Source organism: Serratia sp. JSRIV006 (assembly GCF_019968685.1).
Lineage (GTDB): Bacteria > Pseudomonadota > Gammaproteobacteria > Enterobacterales > Enterobacteriaceae > Chania > Chania fonticola_B.
Genome location: NZ_CP074137.1, coordinates 4046125 through 4072536, shown reverse-complemented (window position 1 = coordinate 4072536; position 26412 = coordinate 4046125). Strand labels below are relative to the sequence as shown.

Below are 26412 nucleotides of genomic sequence, written 5' to 3'. Positions count from 1 at the left end.
CCCTCCTGCCTTATAGCGTTTGATGCTTGAAAATCACTAAACGGTATATAAAAGCGTTACAGGTCTGCATCAAGTTATAAATACACTGGTCAATATCAGGGCATCAGCCCGGCGGTAAGACTCAGTGATAAGGTGCAGAATGAAACATTCCCGGGTTAAAAATACGCTGTTGAAAGGTTGGCTGGTGGCGGCATTGTTAGCCAGCGGTACGGCTTCGGCGGCAGAATTGCTCAACAGCTCTTATGACGTCTCCCGCGAACTGTTTGCCGCGCTGAACCCAGGCTTTGAAAAGCAGTGGGATCAGCAGCATCCGAACGACAAACTGACCATCAAACAGTCCCATGCCGGTTCTTCCAAACAGGCGTTGGCGATCTTGCAGGGGCTGCGTGCCGATGTGGTCACCTATAACCAGGTCAGTGACGTGCAAATCCTGCACGATCGCGGCCAACTGATCCCGGCAGATTGGCAGCAACGCCTGCCGAACAACAGCTCCCCGTTCTATTCCACCATGGCGTTCCTGGTGCGCAAGGACAACCCGAAAGGCATCCACACCTGGAGCGATCTGGTGCGTGATGACGTGAAGCTGGTCTTCCCGAACCCGAAAACCTCCGGCAATGGCCGCTACACCTATCTGGCCGCCTGGGGCGCTGCCAGCCAGGCTGATGGCAACGATCAGGCCAAGACCCGTGAGTTCATGACCCGTTTACTGAAAAACGTGGTGGTGTTTGATACCGGTGGCCGTGGCGCAACGACGACCTTTGTCGAGCGTGGCCTGGGTGACGTGCTTATCAGCTTTGAATCCGAGGTGAACAATATCCGCAAGCAGTACGGTGCAGACAAGTATGAAGTGATCGTGCCGCCGGTCGATATTCTGGCGGAGTTCCCGGTGGCCTGGGTGGACAAAAACGTCGAGAAAAACGGCACCGAACAGGTGGCCAAAGAGTACCTGAACTATCTCTATAGCCCGGCGGCCCAGAAGCTGATCACCAGCTTCTATTATCGCGTCAATGATCCGCAGGTGATGGCGGCGGCCAAGAGCCAATTCCCTGAGACCAAGCTGTTCAGCGTAGAAGATCAGTTCGGCGGCTGGCCGCAGGTGATGAGTGCCCACTTTGCAACGGGCGGAGAATTGGACCAACTGTTAGCGGCAGGGCATAAGTAATGTTTTCGATGGCCAGCAAGCGGGTTCTGCCTGGGTTTACTCTCAGTCTGGGAAGCAGCCTGCTTTTTACCTGCCTGATTTTGCTGTTGCCGCTCAGCGCGCTGGTGATGCAGCTGGCGCAGATGAGCCTGGCACAGTATTGGGAAGTGATCACCAATCCGCAGGTCGTGGCCGCTTATAAGGTGACGCTGCTGGCGGCCGGAGTCGCCAGCGTTTTCAACGCGGTGTTTGGCATGCTGATGGCCTGGATCCTCACCCGTTACCAGTTTCCTGGCCGCTCCTTACTGGATGGCCTGATGGATTTGCCGTTTGCATTACCTACGGCGGTGGCCGGCCTGACCCTGGCGGGGCTGTTTTCTACCACCGGTTGGTACGGCCAATGGCTGGCTCATTTTGATATCAAGGTTTCCTTCACCTGGTTGGGGATTGCGGTGGCGATGGCCTTTACCAGCATCCCGTTCGTGGTGCGCACGGTGCAACCGGTGCTGGAAGAGTTGGGGCCGGAATATGAAGAGGCCGCCGAAACGCTCGGGGCTACCCGCTGGCAAAGTTTCTGCCGCGTGGTGTTGCCAGAGGTTGCGCCAGCGCTGCTCGCCGGTACGGCGCTGTCGTTTACCCGTAGCCTGGGGGAGTTTGGGGCGGTGATATTTATCGCAGGCAACATTGCCTGGAAAACCGAAGTGACCTCATTGATGATTTTTGTGCGCTTACAGGAGTTCGATTACCCGGCCGCTAGTGCGATTGCCTCGGTGATCCTGGCAGCATCACTGCTGTTGCTGTTTGCCATTAACACCTTGCAGAGCCGCTTTGGCCGCCGTATTGGAGGGCACTGATGGCTGATGTTACCGCCCTGAACGGCGCAGAGCGCCCACGCGTGAATTGGGGAAAATGGACGCTGATTGCCATCGGCGCGCTGTTCTCCATCCTGCTGTTGGTCGTGCCGATGGTGATGATCTTTATCGAGGCATTCTCCTCCGGCGTAGGTGCAGTGTGGCATAACCTGTCGGACCCGGACATGCTGCACGCCATTTGGCTGACGGTGCTGGTGGCGCTGATCACCGTGCCGGTCAACCTGGTGTTCGGTACTTTGCTGGCCTGGCTGGTTACGCGCTTTACGTTCCCTGGCCGCCAACTGCTGCTCACGCTGTTCGATATGCCGTTTGCGGTGTCGCCGGTGGTGGCGGGGCTGCTGTATCTGCTGTTTTACGGCACCAACGGCCCGATCGGCGGCTGGCTGGATGCCCATGACATTCAACTGATGTTCGCCTGGCCGGGCATGGTGCTGGTGACGATATTCGTGACCTGCCCGTTTGTGGTCCGTGAATTGGTGCCGTTGATGATGAGCCAGGGCAGCCAGGAAGACGAGGCCGCGGTGCTGTTGGGCGCTTCCGGGTGGCAGATGTTCCGCCGCGTCACCTTACCGAACATCCGCTGGGCATTGCTGTATGGCGTGGTACTGACCAACGCCCGCGCGATTGGCGAGTTTGGTGCGGTATCGGTGGTGTCCGGCTCTATCCGTGGCGAAACCTATACCCTGCCACTGCAAGTGGAATTACTGCATCAGGATTACAACACCGCCGGGGCGTTTACCGCCGCGGCACTGTTGACCCTGATGGCGATAGTCACCCTATTTCTGAAAAGCGGACTGCAATGGCGCCTGGCGCGTCAGGATGCGCGTCTCGAGCGGGAGGAAAATCATGAGCATTGAGATTAACGGTATCAACAAGTCTTTTGGCCGTACCAAGGTATTGAACGATATCTCGCTCGATATTCCTTCCGGTGAGATGGTGGCGTTATTAGGCCCATCCGGTTCGGGCAAGACCACCTTGCTGCGGATTATCGCCGGGCTGGAAAGCCAGAGCAGCGGTAAGCTGGGCTTTCACGGCACCGACGTCAGCCGCGTGCATGCGCGCGATCGTCGCGTCGGCTTCGTGTTCCAACACTATGCGCTGTTCCGCCATATGACGGTTTTCGACAATATCGCCTTTGGCCTGAGCGTGCTGCCACGTCGCGAACGTCCGAATGCGGCGGCGATCAAACAGAAAGTGGAGCAGTTGCTGGAGATGGTGCAGTTGGGTCATCTGGCTAATCGCTACCCTTCACAGCTTTCCGGCGGCCAGAAGCAACGTGTCGCCTTGGCGCGCGCGCTGGCGGTGGAGCCTCAGATCCTGCTGCTGGACGAGCCGTTTGGTGCGCTGGACGCGCAAGTGCGTAAAGAACTGCGCCGCTGGCTGCGTCAACTACATGAAGAACTGAAGTTTACCAGCGTGTTCGTCACTCACGATCAGGAAGAAGCGATGGAAGTTGCCGATCGCATCGTGGTGATGAGCCAGGGGAATATCGAGCAGGTAGGTTCACCGACCGAGATCATGCGTGAACCCGCCACCCGCTTCGTGCTGGAGTTTATGGGCGAAGTTAACCGCCTGAACGGTGAAATCCGCGGTTCACAGCTGTTTGTGGGCGCTCACCAATGGCCGCTGTCGTTCCAGCCAATGCACCAAGGCAGCGTCGATCTGTTCCTGCGCCCGTGGGAAATGGAGATTGGCACCGATTGCAGTGCCCGTTGCCCATTACCGGTACAGGTGTTGGAAGTCAGCCCGCGTGGCCACTTCTGGCAGTTGACCGTGCAGCCGATTGGCTGGCATCAGGAGCCTATCAGCGTGATTATGTCGGAAGGCCATGCCGCACCGGCGCGCGGGGACCGTTACTACGTTGGCAGCCTGAATGCCCGTCTCTACGCCGGTGAACAACTGTTACAACCGGTTGCGTTAGCTAAAAGCGCCTGATAATTTCTAACCATTCCCATTTAAGGCAACCCTGGGTTGCCTTTTTACATTATACGCAGGCAATGATTGTGACCACGCTGGAACAATGCATCGGTAATACACCGTTAGTAAAACTACAACGACTGGCCGAAGGGCTGGACAGTGAAATCTGGCTCAAGCTGGAGGGCAACAATCCGGCGGGGTCGGTCAAGGATCGGGCCGCGCTGGGGATGATCCAGCAGGCGGAGCTGCGCGGTGAAATCCAGCCGGGCGATACGCTGATCGAGGCCACCAGTGGCAATACCGGCATCGCGCTGGCGATGATTTGTGCGATGAAGGGCTACACGCTGAAGCTGCTGATGCCGGAAAACATGAGCATGGAACGCCAGGCGGCAATGCGTGCCTATGGTGCAGAACTGATCCTGGTCAGCCGTGAACAGGGGATGGAAGGGGCGCGTGACCTGGCGCTGGAGATGCAGCAGCAGGGTCAGGGCAAGGTGTTGGATCAGTTCAACAATCTGGATAACCCCTACGCGCATTTCACCACCACCGGCCCGGAAATCTGGCAGCAGACCGCTGGCCGTATCACCCATTTCGTTTCCAGCATGGGCACCACCGGCACCATTACCGGCGTTGGTGGCTACCTGAAAAGCCAAAATCCGCAGGTGAATATCATCGGTTTACAGCCTGCTGAAGGCAGCAGCATTCCGGGCATCCGCCGTTGGGCACCGGCCTATTTGCCGGGTATTTTCCGCCCTGAGCTGGTGGATCAGGTGTTGGATATGGCACAAAGCGAAGCCGAACAGACCATGCGCCAACTGGCTCAGCGGGAAGGTATTTTCTGCGGCGTCAGCTCCGGAGGTGCCGTAGCCGGAGCACTGCGCGTTGCTGCGGCCAATCCTGGCAGCGTCATTGTCGCCATTATCTGCGATCGCGGTGACCGTTACCTGTCTACCGGCGTATTTTCCTAGCTGAGTAATAATCGGTAGGGAGGAGCGTGACTCTCTACCTATTCCCTAACCTCTGCCATTTATCCCCTCAAGATCGATTATCCCCTGAGCCTTAAAGCCCCATCTTTCATTTGTGTCGGGAGAATGTCAATGTGTAAGGATTAGGTAAAACCGGCTGCGTACAGCGACAATAGACGCGAAAATGGCGGCAAATCAGCGGAGGAGTGGGCATGAAAATTTTATTGGTCGATGACGATCTGGAACTTGGCACCATGCTGAGCGAATACCTGACGGCTGAAGGATTCAACGCGTCCCTGGTGCTGACCGGCAAGGCTGGAGTAGATGGTGCACTTTCTGGCGAGTATATCGCGATGATCCTCGACATCATGCTGCCGGACATGAGCGGTATCGACGTGCTGCGCGAGGTACGTAAAAAGAGCCGCTTGCCGATCATCATGCTGACGGCCAAAGGGGACAACATCGACCGGGTAATCGGGCTGGAGATGGGCGCCGACGACTATGTCCCCAAACCTTGTTACCCACGCGAACTGGTGGCACGCCTGCGTGCGGTGCTGCGCCGGTTTGAAGAGCAGCCGGAAGCGGTGGATAAGGTTTCTGTCCTGAGCTTTAACGAATTGACGCTCAACCCGTCCACCCGCAGCAGTGCCTGGCAGGGTAAGACGTTCGACCTCACCGCCTCAGAGTTCAACTTGTTGGAGTTACTGCTGCGTTCGCCAGAACGAGTGGTGTCGAAGGATGAACTGTCAGAGAAAGGTCTGGGGCGGCCACGTGAGGCTTACGATCGCAGCGTGGACGTGCATATCAGCAATATCCGCCAGAAGCTGGGCGCGCTAACCGATAACCGACTGAGCATTGAAACCGTGCGCAGTATCGGTTACCGCATCAGGTAATGCCGATGCGCGGAAGACTGTTCTGGAAAATCCTGCTCGGTTTCTGGCTGACGTTTATCATCATGACCCAGGCGCTGTGGGTGACGTTTACCTTTTATGGTAATCGCCATGAGGTCCCGGAAAACAGCATGACCTGGCGTATCGCTAATCTGCAACTGACCTCTGCGGCCTCGGTGTTGCGCAGCAGTGGGATGCCTGCGTTGAACGCAATGGTTGCCAAATGGCCTGAAACCGAACGCCGCTTCTTAAGCGTAACGCCAGCCATTAAGCCATCGGCTGATGAGTCAGGCCAAAACCCACAGACCAACCAGCCAGCGAAAATGATGGTGGAATGGGTAACCGGTGCAGATAACCAGAGCTACCGGTTGAGCTACGATCTGGCAGGACTGCGTGCCGAATATCGGCCACCCAAGCGCTGGCGTCTGCTGAACATCCCGGAGCCAATGGTGTGGGTCGGTGGGCTGGGGGGCTTGCTGTTCAGCGCCATGTTGGCCTGGAACCTGACGCGCCCGATGCGCCAACTGCGCGCCGGTTTTGAGCGGGTAGCGCAGGGCGATCTGGCGGTGCGGCTGTTCCCGGCGATGCGGAGGCGCCATGACGAGCTTTCTGAGGTGGCTCGTGACTTTGACAGCATGGCGGAGCGGCTGGAGGTACTGGTCAGCGCCCGTGAGCAATTGCTGCATGATGTCTCCCATGAGTTGCGTTCGCCATTGGCCCGCTTGCAGCTAGCCATCGGCCTGGGGCGGCAAAATCCGGAGAACGTGGAGAACTCGTTGCAGCGTATCGAGCACGAAGCCGGGCGGTTGGACAAGATGATTGGCGAACTGCTGGCGCTGTCGCGCACCGAGAACAACGGCCTGTCCAATGATGAAGAGTATTTCGATCTCTATGGACTGGTGGAGGCGGTGGTTAACGATGCGCGCTATGAGGCGCAGATCCCTGGCGTAGAAATCGTGTTGCAGGCCAGTTCCGACGAGGAATACACCGTAAAAGGTAATGCCGAACTGATGCGCCGGGCGGTAGAGAATATTGTGCGTAATGCCCTGCGCTTTTCCAGCCACGGCCAACGGGTGACCGTGGTGCTGACGCGTATCGACCAGCTGTTCCAGATCCAGGTCAGCGATCAGGGGCCGGGCGTGGAGGAGTCGAAGCTGTCCAGCATCTTTGATCCTTTCGTCCGGGTAAAGTCGGCGATGTCTGGCAAAGGTTATGGCCTGGGTTTGGCGATCACGCGCAAAGTGGTGCTGGCCCATGGTGGGCAGGTTGAGGCACACAATGGCGAACAGGGTGGCCTGGTGATCACGCTTCGGGTACCGCGCTGGAGCTAAAGGTTACAGACAAAATAAAGACTGCTGACAAACTCTCTCTGGGCTCACAATGGGGCGCTGCATGCCGCGCCCGTATGGGTTAGCTTGGTACTCAGAGCCACAACCCACAGCATGCTGGCTATTTATTCGGGATCACTGTTATGTAATCACTGACAAAGTCTATCAGCTTGTTATCACTTGTGATCAGAGCAAGTTTGTTGTTTTTCGCCTGAGCGACAATGAGCCGATCAAACGGGTCTTTATGTAGCTTTTCAGGTAAATCACTGACAGCTAGCGCATGTTCGCTTTTAATGGGAATTTCAATCAAACCTGCATCAAACAGTCCTTCCCTGAACTGTTTGGGATCGATAGAAAAATCGGGTTTGTTCAAATTGCTTTTAATGACCACTTCCCATATTGACGCTGCACTAAAACAAAGCGTTTTATCGGTATCTTCCAGGACTTCCACAACATCAGCTGTCAGTTTTTCCGGTTCATAAGCCATGAACAGCAATATATTGGTATCTAACAGGAAATCCATTACGAGTATTTTCCTTCGAATAAATCAACAAGTTCGGTGCTGTTCATATCGTCGAAATTGACAGGAACGCTCCCCTTACCTTTGAGGAAACCCAGCTTGCGCTTAGGTTTATCTTCTCTGTATGCGATGACCTTAACCAGAGTATGACCATTTTTTGCGATCAGCACGGGCTCACCTGTACGAGCAACTTCCTGGACAATTCTTGACAGGTTGGTTTTCGCGTCGTAGATGTTTACCTTTTCCATAACATGACCTCTTATTGTACTTGCTCAAAGTATAGTCATTTTATTGGTCTGGTCAATAAGGTTAGACCAGGATTTACGTTCGCTGCAAGCTAGACGGGCGCTGCATGCAGCGCACCTACGTGTTAGGTCAGTTGAGGGATGTTTGCAGCTTGATTTCAACGATAATGCTGCTTGTCCAGATCGTACTTTTTCATCCGCAGGTAGAGCTTTTTACGCGGGATCTGTAAATATTCGGACACCTCGTTAATCCGTCCCTGATGCAGGTTCAACGCCTCGGTAATGATCTGGCGCTCATAGTCTTCGATACGCTGATCCAGCGGAGCGGGATCGGAGCCGTGCAACAGCGGGTTGGCGGTCTCTGCCAGTGGCATCACCCCTACGGCAAACAGCTCTGCGGCATTGGCCAGCTCGCGCACGTTATTTGGCCATACCCTTTTGACCAAACGCTTAATCAGCTCGGCTGGCAGATCCGGCAACGGATGGTTAAGGCGCAGGCAGGCCTGTTCCAGGTAATGGCGGAATAACGGCTCTATATCGTCAGGGCGCAGAGAAAGCGGCAGGCAGGCGATTTGGGTCATGGCAAAGCAGTAATAGAAATCGGGCAGTAGGGTATGCCCGGCGGCCAGTTCCACCAGCGGTGCAGTCCCAATGCCGATCAGCCGGAAGGGCAGAGGGTCTTGTCCCTGGAGCTGGATCAACCGCGCCTGCTGGGTGATAGACAAGTGCTCGAGGTGGCGTAAAATCAGCGTCCCGCCGCTTGCCTGCTCAATCCATTGTTCTAACGGTGCCTCACCCCCCGGTGTCAACTCACCCACGATCAACGGCTGTTCGCTGCGATGGCTCATGCGGTGTAAATAACGGGCTGCCAACGTCCTGCCGACGCCTAACTCCCCTTGCAGATAAACCGCCAAATCGGTTTCGGCTACCTGCTGCAAACGCACTCGTAGCTGCTTTATCCACTCACTACGGCCAATCAGATTGCTCTGCAGCTGTTCCTGTTGCCAACGACGACGGGCAATGTAAGAACGTCTCTGGGCCAGCGCGGTCGCGACCTGTTCGAGTAGCTGGGCCGGGTTGACCGGCTTTTGCAGAAAGTCCCAGGCCCCTTTTTTCACCGCTTCAACCGCCATCGGCACATCGCCATGGCCAGTGATCAACAACACCGGCAAACAGGCATCGTGAGCGAGCAGTAGCGCCATCAGCTCAATCCCGGAACAGCTAGGCATACAGACATCGCTGATCACGATCCCTGGCCACTCCTCACCGAGCATTTCCTGTGCCTTAAGCGGGTTATTACAGGCCTGAACCTGATAGCCTGCCTGGTTGAGCAGCATGGTATAGGCATCGAGGACGTCGGCATCGTCGTCGATTAACAGAATTTGCGCTTGTTGGCTTAACATGGTTGATCCACCGGTTGAAACTGTAAAACGACGCAGGCGTTCTGCGTCAGCGTAGAGGCCAGATGCAGGCTGCCGCCCATTTGCTGCATCAGCGAAAGCGAGATGGACAGGCCAATCCCCAAGCCCACCGATTTGCTGGTGGTGAAGGGTTTGAGTAACGATTCAGCCCGCGCCAGCGGCCAGCCAGGTCCGTTATCCCACAGCATGATCTGCCAACCGGACGCCTGGCGTTGCCAGCTAATCTGCAATAATGGCCGCTCTTGGCAGGCATCCAGCGCGTTACTCATCAGATTGACCAATACCTGCTGAATGCGTACCTCATCACCTAACACGTTTGGTGAGCCTTCCGGTAGCCGCAGTTCCCCCTGCAGCGGTTGGTGGCGCAGAGCCAGCAACTCCCAGGCGGCGATTAGTGACTGGCGCAAATCAACGGGCTGAGAGGGGCTATCCTGTTCCGTTCGCCGGGTGAATTGCCGCAGCATACGGATGATGGCATCCATGCGGCCAATCAGACCGTCGGCTTTGGTCAGGGCCAGCGTGGCCGCCTCTGGCTGTTGTTTCTCCACCGCATGACGAGCGGTAAACAGATACATCGACAGGGCGTTCAGCGGTTGGTTGATCTCATGGGCCAGCGTGGTCATGGTCTGCCCAACCACGGCCAGTTTGGCGGCCTGCACCAGCTCATCCTGTGTGGATCGCAAATGTTGCTCAATGCCCTTGCGCTCGGTGATTTCCTGCTCCAGTCGGGATTTTTGCTGGTTCAACTGGCCTAGGGTGCGCCGCAACAGACGGGCGATGCGGCCCAGTTCATCGCCACCGTAAACCGGGATCGCCGCGTTGGTTTCCCCAAGGCCGATACGCACCACCACCTGGTTTAGCAGGGTAAAGCGCTTGACCAGGCGGGAACGGATAAAATAGTGATTGAGCAAATACACCAATAACATCGCCAGCAGGGTGGCGATCACAATTAGCCTGCCGCTGACGCGGATGATCTGCTCCAGACGGTGGTTAAAGGTTTGCATCTGCCGGTGGCTGTTACTCAGTTGCGATTCCAGCTGTGTGCGAAAGCGGGCAAGCGTCGCCTCCTTGGCCTGAGTAGCCAGCGTAAGTGCTCGTTGTGCCTGATGATAGTCTTTCATCGCCGCAGGCATACTGTTTTCGGCAATGCCGGTCTCCAGCAGTTCGTCGATGGTTTGCCGCAGCGTGATGGTGCTGGGGTGAGCCTGCAACCCCTGCATATTTTCGTTCGCCGTTTTTTTCAGGTAGGCGAGGTAACGTACGTGCTCGGCAACCGAAGTAGGCTCTTCAGCGCCGGATTGCAGCTCATTGAGGCGATCGCGCAGGGCATCGGCGATCTGGTTCTCGATGCGTGCCAGGGCATAAACCTGCTGCTGTTCACTTTGCACCTCGCGCAAACTGGCCTGCAAGCGGGGGAGTGCCTGGCCAGAACCTGTCTCCATCTGATCGAGCAAAGCTCCCTGTTGCCAGCTGAAATCCTGCACCAGCGAATTCAGCTCGGTGGTGAAGTCATCATGTAACCAACTGATGCGTGCGGCGATCTCATTGACCTTTTCCCTGGCGATAAACATGTTGTAGAGCGCATTGTCCAATCGTCCCAACAGTTGGCGGCTTTCTGCCAGCGTCGCCTGAATTTGCTGACGTTCAGGGTTATCCAACTGCATACTGGCCTGCTCGATTTGCTCCAAATGACCGACGATCTGATTTCTTAACTGCAGGCGGGCATTGGTATTGGCGGCCTGCAAAAACTCATTGAGCTGATCGACCAGCGTGTTCAGATTACTTTCGATCACGAACGAGGATTGGATGCGCGGAAAGTAATCATCCAGCGCATAGCGGACCTGCGAGCTTTGCTCATGCCAGGAGTACAGGCTGACCCCGCTGACGGTAAGCGTCAGCAGCGCGCCGGTGAGAAAGGCACCCCGCAGGCAGGCGCTGATGGTCAGGCGTTTGAAGAAGCGCGGCAATAAACGGCTCATTTTAACTCTTCCAGCGCCTTGATGGCCTTTCTCTGCTGTTGCTGAAAGAACAGTTGCCATTCCATGACCTGCTGCTCGCTCTCGCTACGTGCAGCAAACTGTTTAAGGTACTGCGGATCTTCGCTTTGGGCCTGGGTGACGGGAATGGCGGTCAACAGCGCACGGATCTCCGGCAAGGGCCGTTTGAGGCGGCTTTCAGCACCATGCAACGCTTTCCACGCGTCCTTGAGTTGAGACAGGCGGAAGCTGATGGCCGTATCAAACAGCTTTTGGACCAGGCGCTGGCGTTGCAATATTAGGGAGTCATTCAGCGGTGGCCGCTGTAACAGCTTTTGCTGCTGCGCGAAGCGTGGGCTGTCTGCCGGCAGTGGAACCACCGGGTATTTTCCCGTGCTGGTATCGGCCAGGACCCGCTGCCCCTGTGGGCTGAGGAGGAACTGAATAAAGCGCCGGGCCTCGGCGGGGTAATGGCTATTGCTTGTCACGGCAATATAGGTGGGGGAGGCCGCGGCCTGAGGGAAATAATGGAAGGCCAGGTGTGGATCGTCAAGCAGCAGATTGGCATAGTTATCGATAATCGGCCCGACCGAACCCAGGCCGCTTTTGACTTTATCCGCCACGCCAAAGCTGCGCGAAGAGATGGTGATCAGGTTACCGGCCGCCGATAGCATCGTTTGCCAGCCGGATTGCCACCCCCGCTGTTGCAATAGCGATTCCACCATCAGGTGGCTGGTATCCGAGCGGGAAGGGCTGCTCATCAGCAGGGCCCCCTGGTAGCGGGCATCGGTCAGATCGTCCCAATCGTCTGGTAGCGGCAGCCGTTTCTCTGCCAGATTGGTGCGGTTGATCAGCAGGCCAAAACCCGAAATGGCCACCGCCACGGCGGTATTGCGGATAGGTTCAGGCACCAGCCGCTGTGATTGTTCCGGAGCACCCTCATAGTTTGCCAGGCGCTGATGCTGTTGCAGGTGCTGGAGCAGCATGGGGGAGGAGGTCAGCACCAGATCGACGTTGTCACTGCCGGTGCTGTCGAGCAGTTGTTCCAGGGAGGTGCTGGTGCGGTTCAGCGTGCGGATGACTACAGACTGGGGCTGGCCTTGCCAACGGCTAATGAGGTAGGCGGTTGCCTCTGGTGAAAAGGTGGTGGCCATCACCAGTTCATTTCTTTTGGCGCAGGCAGCAGTGGATAACAGCCAGCAGGCCATTGCCGCAAAAACGAGCGTTGCACGCATAATAAAACTCTCCCTAGACCTCATCGATTGTGATCTTATTCATAAAATCGCAATAACGATAAAAATAACCCGCAAAGCATTTGGGACAAAAATATTTTTCGTCAACCAACAGAATTTAGCCGGGGTTATAACGTTGATGAAGTCAGAATATTACCATCGATAGCCCATCAATACTGTTAACGCCTTCAAAAACATCACCACTTGTGGGCTGGCTTTGTGCGCAACCTTAGTGCTGTGGCGCTCTGACGCGGGGAAGTGAGCGAGCTGGTTTTTGGTTAATAACGGTAATGTTAATTGATGGGTCAAAACTGGGCTTATTTGTTCTGGGTTTGAGTCAATTTTGACACATATTACAGGGCTTGTCTTATTAATGAATTAATTACACCATCCGCTGCGAGCGTTATTAATAAATAGCAGGCGCATCGAGCCAGTACAGATAAACCTCACAGGGGAATAACATGTTTTCATTATTAAAACCTAGCGCGGCGGCGAAGCGTGTTCCGCCAGAACAGGTGCAGGCAACCTACCAGCGTTATCGCATGCAAGCGTTACTGAGCGTCTTTTTGGGCTACCTGGCCTATTACATCGTGCGTAACAACTTCACCCTTTCGACGCCCTACCTGAAAGAGCATCTGGATCTGAGTGCGACGCAGATCGGCATGTTGAGCAGTTGCATGCTGATTGCCTACGGCATCAGCAAAGGGGTGATGAGCAGCCTGGCCGATAAGGCCAACCCTAAAGTGTTTATGGCTTGTGGCCTGGTGCTGTGTGCCATCGTCAACGTCGGTTTGGGGTTCAGCACTGCCTTCTGGGTCTTTGCCGCATTGGTGGTGTTTAACGGCCTGTTTCAGGGGATGGGAGTAGGGCCTTCGTTCATTACCATTGCCAACTGGTTCCCACGCCGTGAGCGTGGCCGCGTTGGCGCATTTTGGAATATATCCCACAATATCGGCGGTGGGGTAGTTGCCCCCATCGTCGGCGTGGCTTTTGCGGTATTGGGTAGTGAACACTGGCAGAGCGCCAGCTACATCGTCCCAGCAGGTGTAGCAGTGTTGTTTGCGTTGGTGGTGCTATGGCTGGGTAAAGGTTCCCCGCGCAGCGAAGGTCTGCCTGCCTTGGAACAAATGATGCCGGAAGAAACCGTCAGGGTGAAAACCGGTGTACAGGAACAGGCGCCGGAAAATATGAGCGCCTTCCAGATCTTCTGTACCTATGTTCTGCGTAATAAAAATGCCTGGTATGTCTCGCTGGTGGACGTATTTGTCTACATGGTGCGCTTTGGCATGATCAGCTGGCTGCCTATTTACCTGCTCACCGAAAAGCATTTCTCCAAAGAGCAGATGAGTATAGCGTTTCTGTTCTTCGAATGGGCGGCGATCCCGTCCACACTGTTGGCTGGGTGGCTGTCGGATAAGCTGTTCAAGGGACGCCGTATGCCGCTGGCGATGATCTGCATGGTGATGATTTTCATCTGCCTGATTGGTTACTGGAAGAGTGACTCGCTGTTGATGGTCACCATCTTTGCTGCGATCGTCGGTTGCCTGATCTATGTGCCACAGTTCCTGGCTTCGGTACAGACGATGGAGATCGTTCCCAGCTTTGCTGTCGGCTCCGCCGTTGGCCTGCGCGGCTTTATGAGCTATATCTTTGGGGCTACGCTGGGCACCAGCCTGTTTGGCGTGATGGTCGATAACATGGGGTGGCATGGCGGCTTTTATCTGCTGATGGGCGGCGTGGTGTGCTGCATCTTGTTCTGCTATCTGTCACATCGTGGCGTATTGGCCTTGGAGCGTGAAAGACAGCAACAGGAGCTACAAGCGGAACCGCTGGTAGCGCAGTAGGGCTTAGAAGTCTTGGATAAAAAAATGGCGCCGATAAAGGCGCCATTTTTACGATCGAACCGCGATTACTTCTTGATGCGGATGATCGGGGTCTCGCCAACGGTGACGCTGCCGGACAGTTTGATCAGCTCTTTGATCTCGTCCATGTTGGAGATAACCACCGGAGTCAGGGTAGACTTGGCTTTCTCTTCCAGCAGGGCCAGATTGAACTCGATAATCACATCGCCTTTCTTGACGCGTTGGCCTTCTTCCGCGATGCGTTTGAAGCCTTCGCCTTTCAGTTCAACGGTGTCGATACCAAAGTGCACGAACAGCTCAATGCCGCTATCAGATTCGATAGAGAACGCATGGTTGGTTTCGAAAATTTTACCGATAGTGCCGTCAACCGGAGCAACCATTTTGTTGCCTGCAGGTTTGATAGCAATGCCGTCGCCAACGATCTTCTCGGCGAATACGACGTCCGGTACATCTTCGATATTGACGATTTCGCCAGAAAGTGGAGCGACGATCTCGATAGTGCCCATGTCTTTCTTGTCATCAGAAACCAGAGACTTCAGTTTATCGAACAAACCCATGATCTTCTCCTAAGCATTAAATTGGGCGGCGTTCCAGTGTCGTGGAATTTTAGCAGAGCGTTTTTTCTTCGATGAACTTATTGACGCAGTTCATCAAATCCTGTGCCGTTGGTTGTTCCAAGGCCTGCGCTGCCAATGCCTTCACATCTTCGAAATTGGTATTACGAATAATTTTCTTGATGCGCGGGATTGCAATCGCACTCATGCTGAACTCATCCAGCCCCATGCCCAAAAGCAACAGTGTAGCACGCTCATCGCCAGCCAGCTCGCCGCACATACCGGTCCACTTGCCTTCTGCGTGAGATGCATCAATAACCTGTTTGATCAGGCCAAGCACTGATGGGGACATCGGGTTATAGAGATGAGAAATCAGCTCGTTGCCGCGATCTACTGCCAGAGTATACTGGGTTAAATCGTTTGTCCCAATACTAAAGAAGTCGACTTCTTTCGCCAGGTGGCGAGCAATCACTGCCGCGGCCGGTGTTTCCACCATTACGCCTACTTCAATGCTCTCGTCAAAGGCTTTGCCTTCTTCACGCAGCTGCGCTTTCAGCGTTTCCAGCTCGCCCTTCAGATCGCGCACTTCTTCCACCGAGATGATCATCGGGAACATGATGCGCAGTTTACCGAAAGCAGAGGCACGCAGGATGGCGCGCAGCTGAGCGTGCAGGATTTCCCGGCGGTCCATCGCGATACGGATCGCGCGCCAGCCCAGGAACGGGTTCTCTTCTTTTGGCAGGTTCATGTACGGCAGGTCTTTATCGCCACCGATGTCCATGGTACGGACGATGACTGCCTGTGACCCCATGGCTTCCGCAACGGCCTTGTAAGCCGAGAACTGCTCGTCTTCGGTTGGCAGTGAGTCGCGGTCCATGAACAGGAATTCGGTACGATACAGGCCGACACCTTCGGCGCCATTACGCTCTGCACCGGCGACGTCGCGCACGGTACCGATGTTGGCGCAGACTTCAACCTGATGCCCGTCCAGCGTGATCGCCGGCAGGTCTTTCAGCTTGGCCAGATCGTTTTTCTCGGTGACGTATTGGGTATGAACCGCTTTCAGCTGTTCAATCACCTCGGCCGTCGGGTTGACGTAAATCTTGTTGTTAACCGCATCCAGGATCAGGTAATCGCCGTTTTTTACCTGGGTGGTCACGTCGCTGGTGCCAACGATAGCAGGCAGTTCCAGGGAGCGAGCCATGATCGAGGTGTGGGAAGTACGGCCACCCAGATCGGTGATGAAGCCCAGCACTTTGTCCAGGTTCAACTGTGCGGTTTCTGACGGTGTCAGGTCCTTCGCGACCAGGATCACCTCATCCTGAATGGCGGTCAGATCGACAATTGCCATGCCCAGGATGTTTTGCAACAGACGCTTACCGATATCACGCACGTCAGCCGCGCGCTCTTTCAGGTATTCGTCGTCTAATTCTTCCAGCGCTTTCGCCTGGCCTTCGATCACGGTGTAGGCTGCCGCATCGGCAGACGCCAGATCGTCTTTGATGAGGGCTATGATTTCCTGCTCAAGCTCTTCGTCTTCCAACAGCATGATGTGGCCTTCGAAGATCGCTTCTTTTTCTTCGCCGAAGGTCTCGCCTGCCTTGGTTTTGATTACTTCCAGCTGTTCAGACGCTTTGGCGCGGCCTGCCAGAAAACGTGAGATTTCCTGCTCTACATGGTCTGCAGAGATTTTTTTCCGGTTGATGACAATTTCATCTTCCTTCAGCAAGAGAGCCTTACCAAAAGCGATACCCGGTGATACTAAAATGCCTGAAATCATAACCCTACCTTACTCTTGACTGGTGTTAACTAAAAAGACGGGCCGATTACTCAAGCTCTGCCATCAGTTTTACCAAGTGCTCAACGGCTTTCTGCTCGTCTTCACCAACGGCTTCGATGGTGACTACTGTTCCTTGGGTCAGGCCCAGAGTTTGCAGCTTAAACAGGCTTTTGGCGCTAGCGCTCTTGCCGTTGGAAGTCACGGTGATGTCAGACGCGAAGCCTTTGGCTTCTTTTACGAACTGAGCGGCAGGGCGAGTGTGCAGACCATTCGGAGCGGTGATAGTCACTTCTTGCTGGAACATTGATGTTTCCCCAACTTATCGGATTTAAGGTTGTGGAGCTAAAGTTTAGCCTAACGGCGTGATTTTAGCTTGTCTGGTTAGCGCCTGACTATGGTACAGGGGCGAGCATGGATGCAACATAAAACGACGCTTTAAGCATTTCAGATCAAAAAATCCGAGCATCTGGCGTTGTTTCAATCAGCTCCCCATTATGCCGTGTTTTTCGCTGGAGCAACAAATGAGTAAATCGATTCAGCTCAAACAATGGCAGGAAGGTGATTAATTTTGCGCATCGAAATAATTGACCGGTTAAATACTAAAGCCAGCGGTGAAAATCAATCGTTGAGTGGTGTAAACTTTGATCCAGTCCACAAAAAAAGCACCTGAATAGGTGCTTTTTTAGCTATTTGTGCACTGTTTGCGCTATTGCTGCAGTTCCTGTTCGGTGAACAGATCGGCAAACAAAGCGGTGCTCAAGTAGCGCTCACCTGATGAAGGCAGAATAACCACAATTGTCTTGTCGGTAAAGTCGGCTTCTTCGGAAAGTTTGACGGCGGCCGCCACGGCGGCACCGGAAGAAATCCCGGCCAGGATGCCTTCTTCTTCCATCAGGCGTCGTGCCATGCTGATGGCCTCGTCGTTGGTGATCTGCGCGACGCGGTCAACCAGGCTCAGATCCAGGTTGCCCGGAATGAAACCGGCACCAATGCCCTGGATTTTGTGCGGGCCGGGTTTGATTTCCTGGCCTGCCAATGCCTGGCTGATGACCGGTGAGTCGGTTGGTTCAACCGCCACTGTGGTGATAGCCTTGCCCTTGGTGTTCTTGATAAAGCGGCTGACGCCGGTCAGTGTACCGCCAGTGCCGACGCCCGCGATAAAGACATCGACCTCGCCATCGGTATCTTCCCAGATTTCCGGGCCGGTGGTTTGTTCGTGGATTTCCGGGTTGGCCGGGTTGCTGAACTGTTGCAGCAGGATGTAGCGGTTCGGATCGGTGGCCACAATCTCTTCGGCCTTGGCGATCGCCCCTTTCATGCCTTTGGCACCTTCGGTCAGCACCAGATTGGCACCCAGCGCCTTGAGCAGTTTACGACGTTCGATGCTCATGGTTTCCGGCATGGTCAGCGTGAGCTTGTAACCCCGCGCCGCGGCGACAAACGCCAGAGCGATACCGGTGTTGCCGCTGGTTGGCTCCACCAGCTCTTTGCCTGCGCTCAGAATGCCACGCTTTTCGGCATCCCAAATCATATTGGCACCGATGCGGCATTTGACGCTGAAGCTCGGGTTGCGAGATTCAACCTTGGCGAGAATGCGTCCGTTGCCGATACGGTTCAGACGAACCAGCGGCGTATGGCCGATTGTTAATGAGTTGTCTTGGTAAATCTTGCTCATGGCCCGTCCTTATAACTCTATGAAATGTAGGGAACATCGAAAGCATACGCTAACGGTCTCGGCAGGGAAGTAAAGAATTGGTATATCGATATGTTATTAGAGAATAAGTTTTAATCACAATAGCAAGGGCGCACGAAGCGCCCCCAAATAAAGCCGTTAGTGACGAACAAATTGTGCACGATAACGGTCGACCCACATCGCCGTGGCACCGCAGACCGCCACTGGCAGGATCACCAGATTGAGGATGGGGATCATGGTGAACAGGCTGACCAACGCACCAAACTGTAGGTTGTCGGTTTTGTGCTGCCGCAACGCCTGGCGCATCTCGGCGAAGCTGACCTTGTGGTTATCAAACGGATAATCGCAGTATTGAATGGCCAGCATCCAGGCGCTGAACAGGAACCACAGCACCGGAGCCAGCGTTTGGCCGATGCCCGGTATAAAATAGAGCAACAGCAGGCCCAGCGCGCGTGGCAGGTAATACATCAGCTTGCGCCATTCACGGGACATGATGCGCGGCAGATCTTTGACCACGCCGAGCATACCGGTATCCGGCAACGGTTTGCCGGTCAGGCTGCCTTCGAGCTGTTCCGCCAGCAGCCCGCAAAACGGGGCGGCGATCAGGTTGGTGATGGTACTGAACAGGTAACTGAACACCAACAGCACGGAGATGACCGCCATCGGCCAGAGTAAATAACTTAGCCACTGTAGCCAGCTTGGCACATGGCTCATCATGCTCGGGATCCAGTCGCCCAGTTGGCTGAACAGCCACCAGAAGGCAGAGCCCATCAGCAGCACGTTCACCAGCAACGGCAGGACGACATAGCGTTTAATACCCGGGCGCGAAATCAGGCGCCATCCTTGGGCAAAATAATGGAAGCCGTTGGTGGATCCGACAGGGGGAGGCACATAGGACATATCTTAAGATTTTCTCTTTGGCTAAACAGGCCAAGCTATCATATAGGGTTGATTTTCCACTGGCTAGAGCCACATTGGCTGAAAAAACAGCAAAAAAATGCCGAATAATCATCTTTATTGGCATAAAGTTCAGCACGGACTTGCACTTGTGCCTGTGGGCAAATAGAGTTAAAGAGTGAATGTTTGCCGCGGTGGCAATGTCTTGGAACAACAGAGATAGCAATGATGCAGGATTTGCGTCTGATATTAATCGTTGTTGGCGCGATCGCCATAATAGCGTTGTTATTACATGGTCTTTGGACCAGCCGTAAGGAACGCTCGTCCCTTTTTCGCGATCGCCCAGCCAAACGCTCGAAAAATGAGCGTGAACCTACACCACTTGATGATCCTGCCGAAAGCGTGGGAGAGGTACGTATCCGTGCCACTCGCGCAGAAGTTGAGGATGAGCCATCAATGGGTCATATCGATGTCGCACGCGAAGAGCCGGTGATTGCACCAAGGCCAGCTCCAGCAGCTCAACCTGCGCCTCGGCCAGCCCAGCCCGCGCCGCTCTCCCAGCGGCCGGATTACGATGACATCCTGCTGGATAACTATGCCCAGGACGAGGACGAAGAGCCGCAGCAACCTGTTGTGCGTCGTGAGCCGCGCGTTGACGATATGCCCCCGGCTACCGCTCCTGCACCAGAGCCAGCCTTCCAGCATGCAGAGCCTGTGCGTGAACCGCAGCCAGCGCCGGAACCGTTGAAACCGGCAAAACTGCAGGAGACCGTATTGGTGCTGCACGTTGCAGCTCATCAAGGCGGTGTGATCGGGGGGGAGGTGTTACTGCAGAGCGTACTGCAGGCGGGCTTCCAATTTGGTGAAATGGGGATCTTCCATCGCCATATCAGCCCGGCAGGCAGTGGCCCCGTGCTGTTCAGCCTGGCCAATATGGTCAAGCCTGGCTCATTCGATCCGGAAATGATGTCCGATTTCTCCACGCCGGGCGTATCGATGTTTATGATGGTGCCGTCTTACGGCGACGCCAATCAGAACTTCAAGCTGATGCTGCAATCGGCACAACGTATTGCCGACGATGTGGGCGGCGTGGTGCTTGACGACGAGCGCCGCATGATGACCCCGCAAAAGCTGGAAACCTATAAAGCACGCATCCGCGAAGTGTTGGAAAACAACGCCTGACCGGTTGCCTGTGCACTGCATAATCCGTAATCCAGAACCCCCGCCAGCCGGGGGTTTTTTATCTTTGATGGTGAGCCATGGCATCGATTAACGAAACAATCAATCAACTACGCACCTCATTGCGCCATCACGAATATCAGTATCACGTACTCGATGCGCCGGAGATCCCGGATGTGGAATACGATCGCCTGATGCGTGAGCTGCGTGAGCTGGAAGAAGCCCATCCTGAGCTGATCACCGCCGATTCGCCGACGCAGCGCGTCGGGGCCGCCCCCTTGGCGGCGTTTGATCAGGTGCGTCATGAAGTGCCGATGCTGTCGTTGGACAACGTCTTTGATGAAGAGAGCTATCTGGCGTTTTACAAGCGCGTGCAGGATCGCCTGAAAAGCAACGAGCCACTGACCTTCTGCTGTGAGCTGAAGCTGGACGGGTTGGCCGTCAGCCTGCTGTATGAAGATGGCGAGCTGGTGCGTGCCTCCACGCGTGGTGACGGTACCACCGGGGAAAATATCACCTCTAATGTGCGCACTATCCGCGCCATCCCGCTGCGCCTGACCGGCGACAATATCCCGCGCCGGGTGGAAGTGCGTGGTGAAGTCTTTATGCCGCATGCCGGCTTTGAGCAGATGAACGAAGAGGCGCGCCGCAAAGACGGCAAAATCTTCGCCAACCCGCGTAACGCCGCAGCAGGCTCCCTGCGTCAGCTTGATCCGCGTATCACGGCCAAGCGTCCGCTGACCTTCTTCTGCTATGGCGTTGGCCTGCTGGAAGGGGGCGAATTGCCGCGCAGCCATTGGCAACGCCTGATGCAGTTCAAAGCCTGGGGCTTGCCGGTGAGCGATCGCGTCAAGCTTTGCACCGGTAGCGATGAGGTGCTGGCGTTTTATCGTCAGGTAGAGCAGGACCGCATCAACCTTGGCTTTGATATCGACGGCGTGGTGGTGAAGATCGACGATATCGATCTGCAAGAATCTCTGGGCTTTGTTGCTCGCGCACCGCGTTGGGCTACGGCGTTCAAATTCCCGGCACAAGAGCAGATCACCGTGGTGCGGGAAGTGGAGTTCCAGGTCGGGCGTACCGGTGCGATTACGCCGGTCGCGCGCCTTGAGCCAGTTTTGGTCGCCGGGGTGATAGTCAGTAACGCCACGCTGCATAATGCTGATGAAATCGAACGCCTTGGCCTGCGCATCGGCGACACGGTGATCGTACGCCGTGCCGGGGATGTGATCCCGAAAGTGGTCGGGGTGATCGAAGATCGCCGCCCGCAGGACGCGCGTGAAGTGGTATTCCCACTGCATTGCCCGGTGTGCGGTTCCGATGTGGAACGGGTGGAAGGCGAAGCCATTGCGCGTTGTACCGGCGGGCTGATCTGCGGTGCCCAGCGTAAAGAGGCGCTGAAGCACTTCGTTTCCCGCCGGGCGATGGACGTTGACGGCATGGGCGATAAAATTATCGAACAGCTGGTCGATAAAGAATATGTCAAAACGCCAGCCGATCTGTTCCGTCTTTCCGCCGGTATTCTCACCGGGCTGGATCGCATGGGGCCCAAATCGGCACAGAATCTGGTCAATGCCTTGACCAACGCCAAACAGACTACCTTTGCCCGATTCCTGTATGCGTTGGGTATTCGTGAGGTAGGAGAGGCCACGGCAGCCGGACTGGCGGCGCATTTTGGCTCGTTGGAGAAGCTGCGAGAGGCCGATCTGGACGCGTTAAAACAGGTGCCGGACGTGGGCGAGGTGGTGGCCAGTCACGTGGTGAACTTCTTTGCTGAAGCACATAACCAGCAGGTGATAGCAGAGCTGACCAGCCCGGAAATCGGCATTAACTGGCCTGCGCCGGTGGTGGTAGTTGCCGAAGAGATCGACAGCCCATTTGCCGGTAAAACCGTGGTGCTGACCGGATCTCTCAGCCAGCTCTCCCGCGATGAAGCCAAAGATCGGCTGACGGCGCTGGGGGCCAAGGTCAGCGGCAGCGTATCCAAGAAAACCGATCTGGTGATTGCCGGTGAGGCTGCCGGCTCCAAGCTGGTCAAGGCACAGGAACTGGGGATCGAGGTGATCGACGAGGCGGAGATGATCCGCCTGCTGGGGGCCTGATGGAAAAAGAGAACCTGATCGAAATCGCCAACACCGTGATGCCCTTTGGCAAATACCAGGGCAGGGTGCTGATCGACCTGCCGGAAGAGTATCTGCTATGGTTCGCCCGTAAGGGCGAATTCCCCAACGGCAGGTTGGGAATGCTGATGGAAATGACGTTGGCGATTAAAATTGAAGGGCTGGATCACCTGATCAAACCCCTGAAGAAAAGCTGAGTCGATGGGCGTAACGCCCTGTTGCGCCCTTCATCTCAGATATAAACGTCCACGGTGTTGGCGGCGGTTGGGCGGTTCACGCCATCACCGCTCATGGCCTTGGCCATCTGCTCTTGCTGCTGTTTTTCCATTTCTTGTTTCTGAATGCGCGCGATCTCAGCCTGGAGCATTTCGATCTGGCTCATGATCAGCTGTTTTTGTTGTTCGATCTCTTGAGTGTCGCCACCCGAGTCTTTCAGTTCGATCAGCTTTTGCTGCAGGTTCTGGATCTGCTTATACAGCGCTGCAATACGTGACGCCGCGCTGCTATCTTTTGGGGTCACTGGCGCATCATTATCGGTTTTCTTGGATTTCTCCCCTTCAGGGGCATTGTTAACCGGTGCCGACATCAGTGCAGCCCCGCCTTTACCCGTGGCGGTAAACACCTCACGGACTCCGGCAATCGGGTTCTTGATGGGCACCATCATGGTAATGTTGGTCGACATGCGATCCTCCCAGGTAGCTTGTCAGAGGTATCGGCAAATCGCGGCAAAACTTTACCTTGGCGTCAGCTTTAGCTGTGGCCAGAGTTCGAGCCACTGTTTCTCCACCACGCGCTGTTCGAAAGCGGCCAGGTTGTTGCTCTTGGGGTTGAAGGTGATGCTGTGGTTGAACAGCGCCTGTAGGCCAAAAGGGGCGACGAGCTGGATGCTGCCATCGGCCTGCAATCTGGCACCCACGGCGGTTTCGATTTCCGTCCAATAACTGATGGCGTCTTCGCTGTCGCGATAGGGGGCGCGGTGACTACGCAGGTGCATACGCGCCTGATTCTTAACCGACCAGGGTTGTGCTGACCACTCCAACAGGCGGGACTCCAGCATCTGGTCGCGCTCGGCATCGCTATGGCGCGCATCGAAATGGATCACATCGATATCGTTGAGCGGCGTGCTGGTTGTAAAACCATGCAGCCGGTCCCACACCAGATTACGCACAAAGCCTGCGCCAAGGCACCAATCGTTCAGCCCGAGCCGCCGGGCGGTGGCTAATATCTGCATACGTTCGCTGTCTTGGCGTAACCAATCAATAATTTGTTGCTGTGGATCCATCATTTCTCCTTTGTCAGCGTTACTCTAACCCGAAATGGGCAGCAGCGGGATCGGGATGAGTGTGGAAAACGGCAAAAAAAAAAGCGCGGCATAAGCGCCGCGCTGAGATTGGCTCGGTAGCATACATTTAGAACTGGGTATTCAGGCTCATAAAGTAAGTCCGGCCCGGTTCGTTATAGGTTGCCGCCCCGGCTCCATAGATATTGACGGCCCCGGTGACTGGGTTACCCACGTTTTGCGAGTTACCGGAACGGAACTGGCGTTTGTCGAACAGGTTCTCGATCCCCGTTGTTACGCTGATATTTTTAGTCAACGCATAGGTGCCGCTCAGGCCAAAGATTGCGTAAGGGCTGACCTCACGAGTTTCCGGCCCGGTGGTTGGCTCCCCACGGTAGTTGTATTTCTTCGGCTTTTGACGGCCATACCAGGTCGCGGTGGTCTGCAAAGACAGATCCTGCGTGGCCTGCCAGCTCAGGGTAGAGTTGATGGTGAACTTGGGAATAATCGACAGGTAATCACCGGTGGTTTTATTCTCGTTCTCAATCATATAGGTGGCGTTATTATTCCAGGCTACCGTTTCGCTCACCGGCACGTTCAACGTACCTTCCAGACCCTGGATCACCGCTTTCGGCACGTTCTCCCAGCGATAGATATCGGTTTTACTGGTGTTAGAGGCCGTTGGCGAATAGCCCGCTTCGATCTTGTTGCGGTAATCGTTACGGAAGTAGGTGATACCTGCCAGCCAGCCTTCATGGTGGAATTCCAGCCCGATCTCTTTGTTGATGCTGTTCTCGGCCTTAAGATCGTCATTACCCATCAGATAGCAGCCGGTTCCCGTTGCGCTGGCAGCACAGCCCTGGCCTTTGCTGTAGAGAATGTAATCGCCGTTGCTCTGGAACAGGTTAGGTGCTTTGTAGGCGCGAGCGATACCCATTTTCAGGGTAAACAGATCGCCCAATTCCTGTGACAGGTTAAGCGACGGGCTCCAGTTGTTACCGGCCATGGAGTGATGATCGTAACGTAGGCCTGGAGTCAGCATTGTGGTATCGGTCAGCTCGATATTATCTTCGGCAAATAGCGAGAAGATATCCGCGGAGGAATACGGGCTGCGGTTGCTACTATCGGTACCTGGGATCGCTCCCCCGGTATTAGTGCCGGTTAGCGATTGGGTGGTCGAAGAAGGATCTTTCATCTTCTGCTGGTTCCACTCGGTACCCAGCGTGGCGGTTTGTGGCACCCACATATCGAACGGAATGCTGATTTCACTGTGGGCCAGGAAATCGTCCAGACGGGTGGTGTTGTAACTGTCGTTGGCGAAGATCCCTTCCAGGCCACCGGCCAACCCTTCGGCTAAACGAGTATTGCGCGTGCGCTCAAACTGGACGTAGTTGTTGGTGCTAACGCCACTATCCCATGCGCCACGATAATTGACCGCATAGGTTTCACGATACATACGGTTGGTTTCTTTACCGTAGTTGCTCTGCACCAGCGCATTGGTGTTGGTGTTCTGGGTATCCCCGGCGTACAGGTTACCCTGGCGGCCATAGGCATATTGGAAATCCAAGGTCTGCAGGTGGGCGAATTCCCAGCTCAGCAAGGCATCGATATTTTTGTCGATCACCCCTTCGCGACCGGCAGGTAAAGTATTGGCATAGGTGCCGGTACGCTCGGACTGATGCCCCTGGTTGATATCCCAGGCGTCGGCCTGCGTTTTGCTGTAGCCACCGAACAGACGGAAGCTCAACTGATCGCTTAACGGACCGGAAAGGCTGAAATCGGTACGCTTGGTGGCGCCTTCTTCCTTATGTTGCGGTACGTTGAAATAACCGTTCAGTGTACCGTGCAGGTCCTGGCCAGCTTTTTTGGTGATGATGTTGACCACGCCACCTGCCGCGCCGTTACCATAGCGGGCAGCCGCTGGGCCACGCAGCACCTCGATACGCTCGATCATCTCCGGCGGTACCCAGGCAGTATCGCCACGGGTATCACGCTCGCCGCGCCAGCCTTGGCGCACCGAGTTACGGCTGCTGGCCGGTTTGCCGTCGATCAGGATCAGGGTATTTTCTGGCCCCATGCCACGAATATCGAGTTGGCGGTTGTTGCCCCGCTGGCCGCTGGTGGAGTTACCGGTCAGGTTGACCCCTGGCATGGTACGGATCAGCTCATTGATATCACGGGCGGGAGGGCGTCTTTGGATTTCTTCGGCAGTGATGGTGGAAACGCCGGGAGCTTGAAGGTTTTGTTTGGCGGCGGTGACGACGATGACATCTTCAGAGGCGGATTCTTTTTTGCTTTTCTCAGCCAGCGCGGCGCTGTCTGAGGTGGTGGCCGTTTGCTCGGCATTGACCGTAACGGAAAATGCAGATGTGCCCAATCCTAACCCGATGAGTGTGGCTAAAGAATAACGAGATAACTTCCGATTCATTTTGAGGTTCCTACCTAACAACCCTTCCTGATGCGGCGCTGTGTGACAACCGGTAACGGAACGGTTTGTTGTAGTTTTATTGTGTAGTCGAAAATAGTAACGAAACCCAGAGG

At 55.3% G+C, this 26412-nt stretch carries 23 protein-coding genes and 2 pseudogenes; 12 read left to right on the top strand and 13 right to left on the bottom strand.

Going from position 1 to position 26412, the window contains the following annotated elements; all coding sequences use genetic code 11:
- Positions 1–139 precede the first annotated feature (139 nt).
- From KGP16_RS18895 to KGP16_RS18865, 8 genes and pseudogenes are all read left to right on the top strand, one after another.
- A complete protein-coding gene (locus tag KGP16_RS18895) occupies positions 140–1162 on the top strand; it encodes a sulfate ABC transporter substrate-binding protein (RefSeq protein ID WP_021807068.1) in 1023 nt (340 codons plus the stop codon).
- Positions 1162–1995, top strand: coding sequence for a sulfate/thiosulfate ABC transporter permease CysT (gene cysT / locus KGP16_RS18890; RefSeq protein ID WP_223500191.1), 834 nt, complete (start codon positions 1162–1164; stop codon positions 1993–1995). Before KGP16_RS18895 ends, cysT begins: the two co-directional genes overlap by 1 nt.
- Positions 1995–2870: a sulfate/thiosulfate ABC transporter permease CysW gene (cysW, locus tag KGP16_RS18885; protein ID WP_021807067.1), complete on the top strand. Its 876-nt coding sequence runs from the start codon at positions 1995–1997 to the stop codon at positions 2868–2870. The genes cysT and cysW overlap by 1 nt, the downstream gene beginning before the upstream one ends.
- Positions 2860–3948 (top strand): sulfate/thiosulfate ABC transporter ATP-binding protein CysA, encoded by a 1089-nt coding sequence (gene cysA, locus KGP16_RS18880; protein ID WP_021178698.1) that lies wholly within the window; start codon positions 2860–2862, stop codon positions 3946–3948. The genes cysW and cysA overlap by 11 nt, the downstream gene beginning before the upstream one ends.
- 68 nt (positions 3949–4016) lie before the next feature.
- Positions 4017–4898 carry a cysteine synthase CysM gene (gene cysM, locus KGP16_RS18875; RefSeq protein ID WP_039995377.1) on the top strand — a complete coding sequence of 294 codons (882 nt, stop codon included), beginning with the start codon at positions 4017–4019 and terminating at the stop codon, positions 4896–4898.
- Positions 4899–5107: 209 nt separating this feature from the next.
- The gene (locus tag KGP16_RS18870; protein ID WP_021807065.1) at positions 5108–5788 is read left to right on the top strand and encodes a response regulator transcription factor; all 681 of its coding nucleotides are present in this window, start codon (positions 5108–5110) and stop codon (positions 5786–5788) included.
- 5 nt (positions 5789–5793) lie between these two features.
- Positions 5794–6022 (top strand): annotated as a pseudogene (locus KGP16_RS27705) (sensor histidine kinase); the annotation flags it as partial.
- Positions 6023–6114: 92 nt separating this feature from the next.
- Positions 6115–7116 (top strand): annotated as a pseudogene (locus KGP16_RS18865) (ATP-binding protein); the annotation flags it as partial.
- 118 nt (positions 7117–7234) lie between these two features.
- Here the strand turns inward: KGP16_RS18865 and KGP16_RS18860 are convergent.
- From KGP16_RS18860 to KGP16_RS18840, 5 genes are all read right to left on the bottom strand, one after another.
- A complete protein-coding gene (locus KGP16_RS18860) occupies positions 7235–7636 on the bottom strand; it encodes a type II toxin-antitoxin system VapC family toxin (protein ID WP_059201450.1) in 402 nt (133 codons plus the stop codon).
- Entirely contained in the window at positions 7636–7881 is a 246-nt protein-coding gene (locus tag KGP16_RS18855; protein ID WP_021807062.1) for a type II toxin-antitoxin system Phd/YefM family antitoxin, read from the bottom strand. Before KGP16_RS18855 ends, KGP16_RS18860 begins: the two co-directional genes overlap by 1 nt.
- A gap of 155 nt (positions 7882–8036) precedes the next feature.
- Entirely contained in the window at positions 8037–9281 is a 1245-nt protein-coding gene (locus KGP16_RS18850) for a sigma-54 dependent transcriptional regulator (protein WP_223500190.1), read from the bottom strand.
- Positions 9275–11278, bottom strand: coding sequence for an ATP-binding protein (locus KGP16_RS18845; RefSeq protein ID WP_223500189.1), 2004 nt, complete (start codon positions 11276–11278; stop codon positions 9275–9277). The genes KGP16_RS18850 and KGP16_RS18845 overlap by 7 nt, the downstream gene beginning before the upstream one ends.
- Complete coding sequence (locus KGP16_RS18840; RefSeq protein WP_280922719.1) at positions 11275–12510, bottom strand: ABC transporter substrate-binding protein; 1236 nt, start codon at positions 12508–12510, stop codon at positions 11275–11277. Before KGP16_RS18840 ends, KGP16_RS18845 begins: the two co-directional genes overlap by 4 nt.
- Before the next feature lie 458 nt (positions 12511–12968).
- Between KGP16_RS18840 and pgtP the strand changes: the two genes are divergently transcribed.
- On the top strand, positions 12969–14351 hold the full coding sequence (gene pgtP, locus KGP16_RS18835) for a phosphoglycerate transporter PgtP (RefSeq protein ID WP_021807058.1): 1383 nt from the start codon (positions 12969–12971) through the stop codon (positions 14349–14351).
- 65 nt (positions 14352–14416) lie between these two features.
- Here the strand turns inward: pgtP and crr are convergent, their stop codons facing one another.
- From crr to cysZ, 5 genes are all read right to left on the bottom strand, one after another.
- The gene (gene crr / locus KGP16_RS18830; protein ID WP_021807057.1) at positions 14417–14926 is read right to left on the bottom strand and encodes a PTS glucose transporter subunit IIA; all 510 of its coding nucleotides are present in this window, start codon (positions 14924–14926) and stop codon (positions 14417–14419) included.
- A gap of 49 nt (positions 14927–14975) precedes the next feature.
- On the bottom strand, positions 14976–16703 hold the full coding sequence (ptsI, locus tag KGP16_RS18825; protein ID WP_021807056.1) for a phosphoenolpyruvate-protein phosphotransferase PtsI: 1728 nt from the start codon (positions 16701–16703) through the stop codon (positions 14976–14978).
- Between the two features lie 46 nt (positions 16704–16749).
- Positions 16750–17007: a phosphocarrier protein Hpr gene (gene ptsH / locus KGP16_RS18820; RefSeq protein WP_021178688.1), complete on the bottom strand. Its 258-nt coding sequence runs from the start codon at positions 17005–17007 to the stop codon at positions 16750–16752.
- 402 nt (positions 17008–17409) lie between these two features.
- Positions 17410–18378, bottom strand: coding sequence for a cysteine synthase A (cysK, locus tag KGP16_RS18815; protein WP_021178687.1), 969 nt, complete (start codon positions 18376–18378; stop codon positions 17410–17412).
- A gap of 156 nt (positions 18379–18534) precedes the next feature.
- Complete coding sequence (gene cysZ, locus KGP16_RS18810) at positions 18535–19296, bottom strand: sulfate transporter CysZ (RefSeq protein WP_021178686.1); 762 nt, start codon at positions 19294–19296, stop codon at positions 18535–18537.
- 222 nt (positions 19297–19518) lie between these two features.
- Here cysZ and zipA point away from each other — a divergent pair, with 222 nt between their 5' ends.
- The 3 genes from zipA (at position 19519) to KGP16_RS18795 (ending at position 22789) form a co-directional block, all read left to right on the top strand.
- On the top strand, positions 19519–20475 hold the full coding sequence (gene zipA / locus KGP16_RS18805; protein WP_021807055.1) for a cell division protein ZipA: 957 nt from the start codon (positions 19519–19521) through the stop codon (positions 20473–20475).
- 77 nt (positions 20476–20552) lie between these two features.
- Positions 20553–22574 (top strand): NAD-dependent DNA ligase LigA, encoded by a 2022-nt coding sequence (gene ligA, locus KGP16_RS18800; RefSeq protein WP_021807054.1) that lies wholly within the window; start codon positions 20553–20555, stop codon positions 22572–22574.
- The gene (locus KGP16_RS18795; protein WP_021178683.1) at positions 22574–22789 is read left to right on the top strand and encodes a DUF3820 family protein; all 216 of its coding nucleotides are present in this window, start codon (positions 22574–22576) and stop codon (positions 22787–22789) included. Before ligA ends, KGP16_RS18795 begins: the two co-directional genes overlap by 1 nt.
- 35 nt (positions 22790–22824) lie before the next feature.
- Here KGP16_RS18795 and KGP16_RS18790 read toward each other — a convergent pair whose 3' ends face one another.
- The 3 genes from KGP16_RS18790 to KGP16_RS18780 form a co-directional block, all read right to left on the bottom strand.
- Positions 22825–23274 carry a FlxA-like family protein gene (locus KGP16_RS18790; protein ID WP_223500188.1) on the bottom strand — a complete coding sequence of 150 codons (450 nt, stop codon included), beginning with the start codon at positions 23272–23274 and terminating at the stop codon, positions 22825–22827.
- Between the two features lie 51 nt (positions 23275–23325).
- Positions 23326–23874 carry a nucleotidyltransferase family protein gene (locus tag KGP16_RS18785; RefSeq protein WP_223501549.1) on the bottom strand — a complete coding sequence of 183 codons (549 nt, stop codon included), beginning with the start codon at positions 23872–23874 and terminating at the stop codon, positions 23326–23328.
- A gap of 127 nt (positions 23875–24001) precedes the next feature.
- A complete protein-coding gene (locus tag KGP16_RS18780; protein ID WP_037376376.1) occupies positions 24002–26299 on the bottom strand; it encodes a TonB-dependent siderophore receptor in 2298 nt (765 codons plus the stop codon).
- Between the last annotated feature and the right edge of the window lie 113 nt (positions 26300–26412).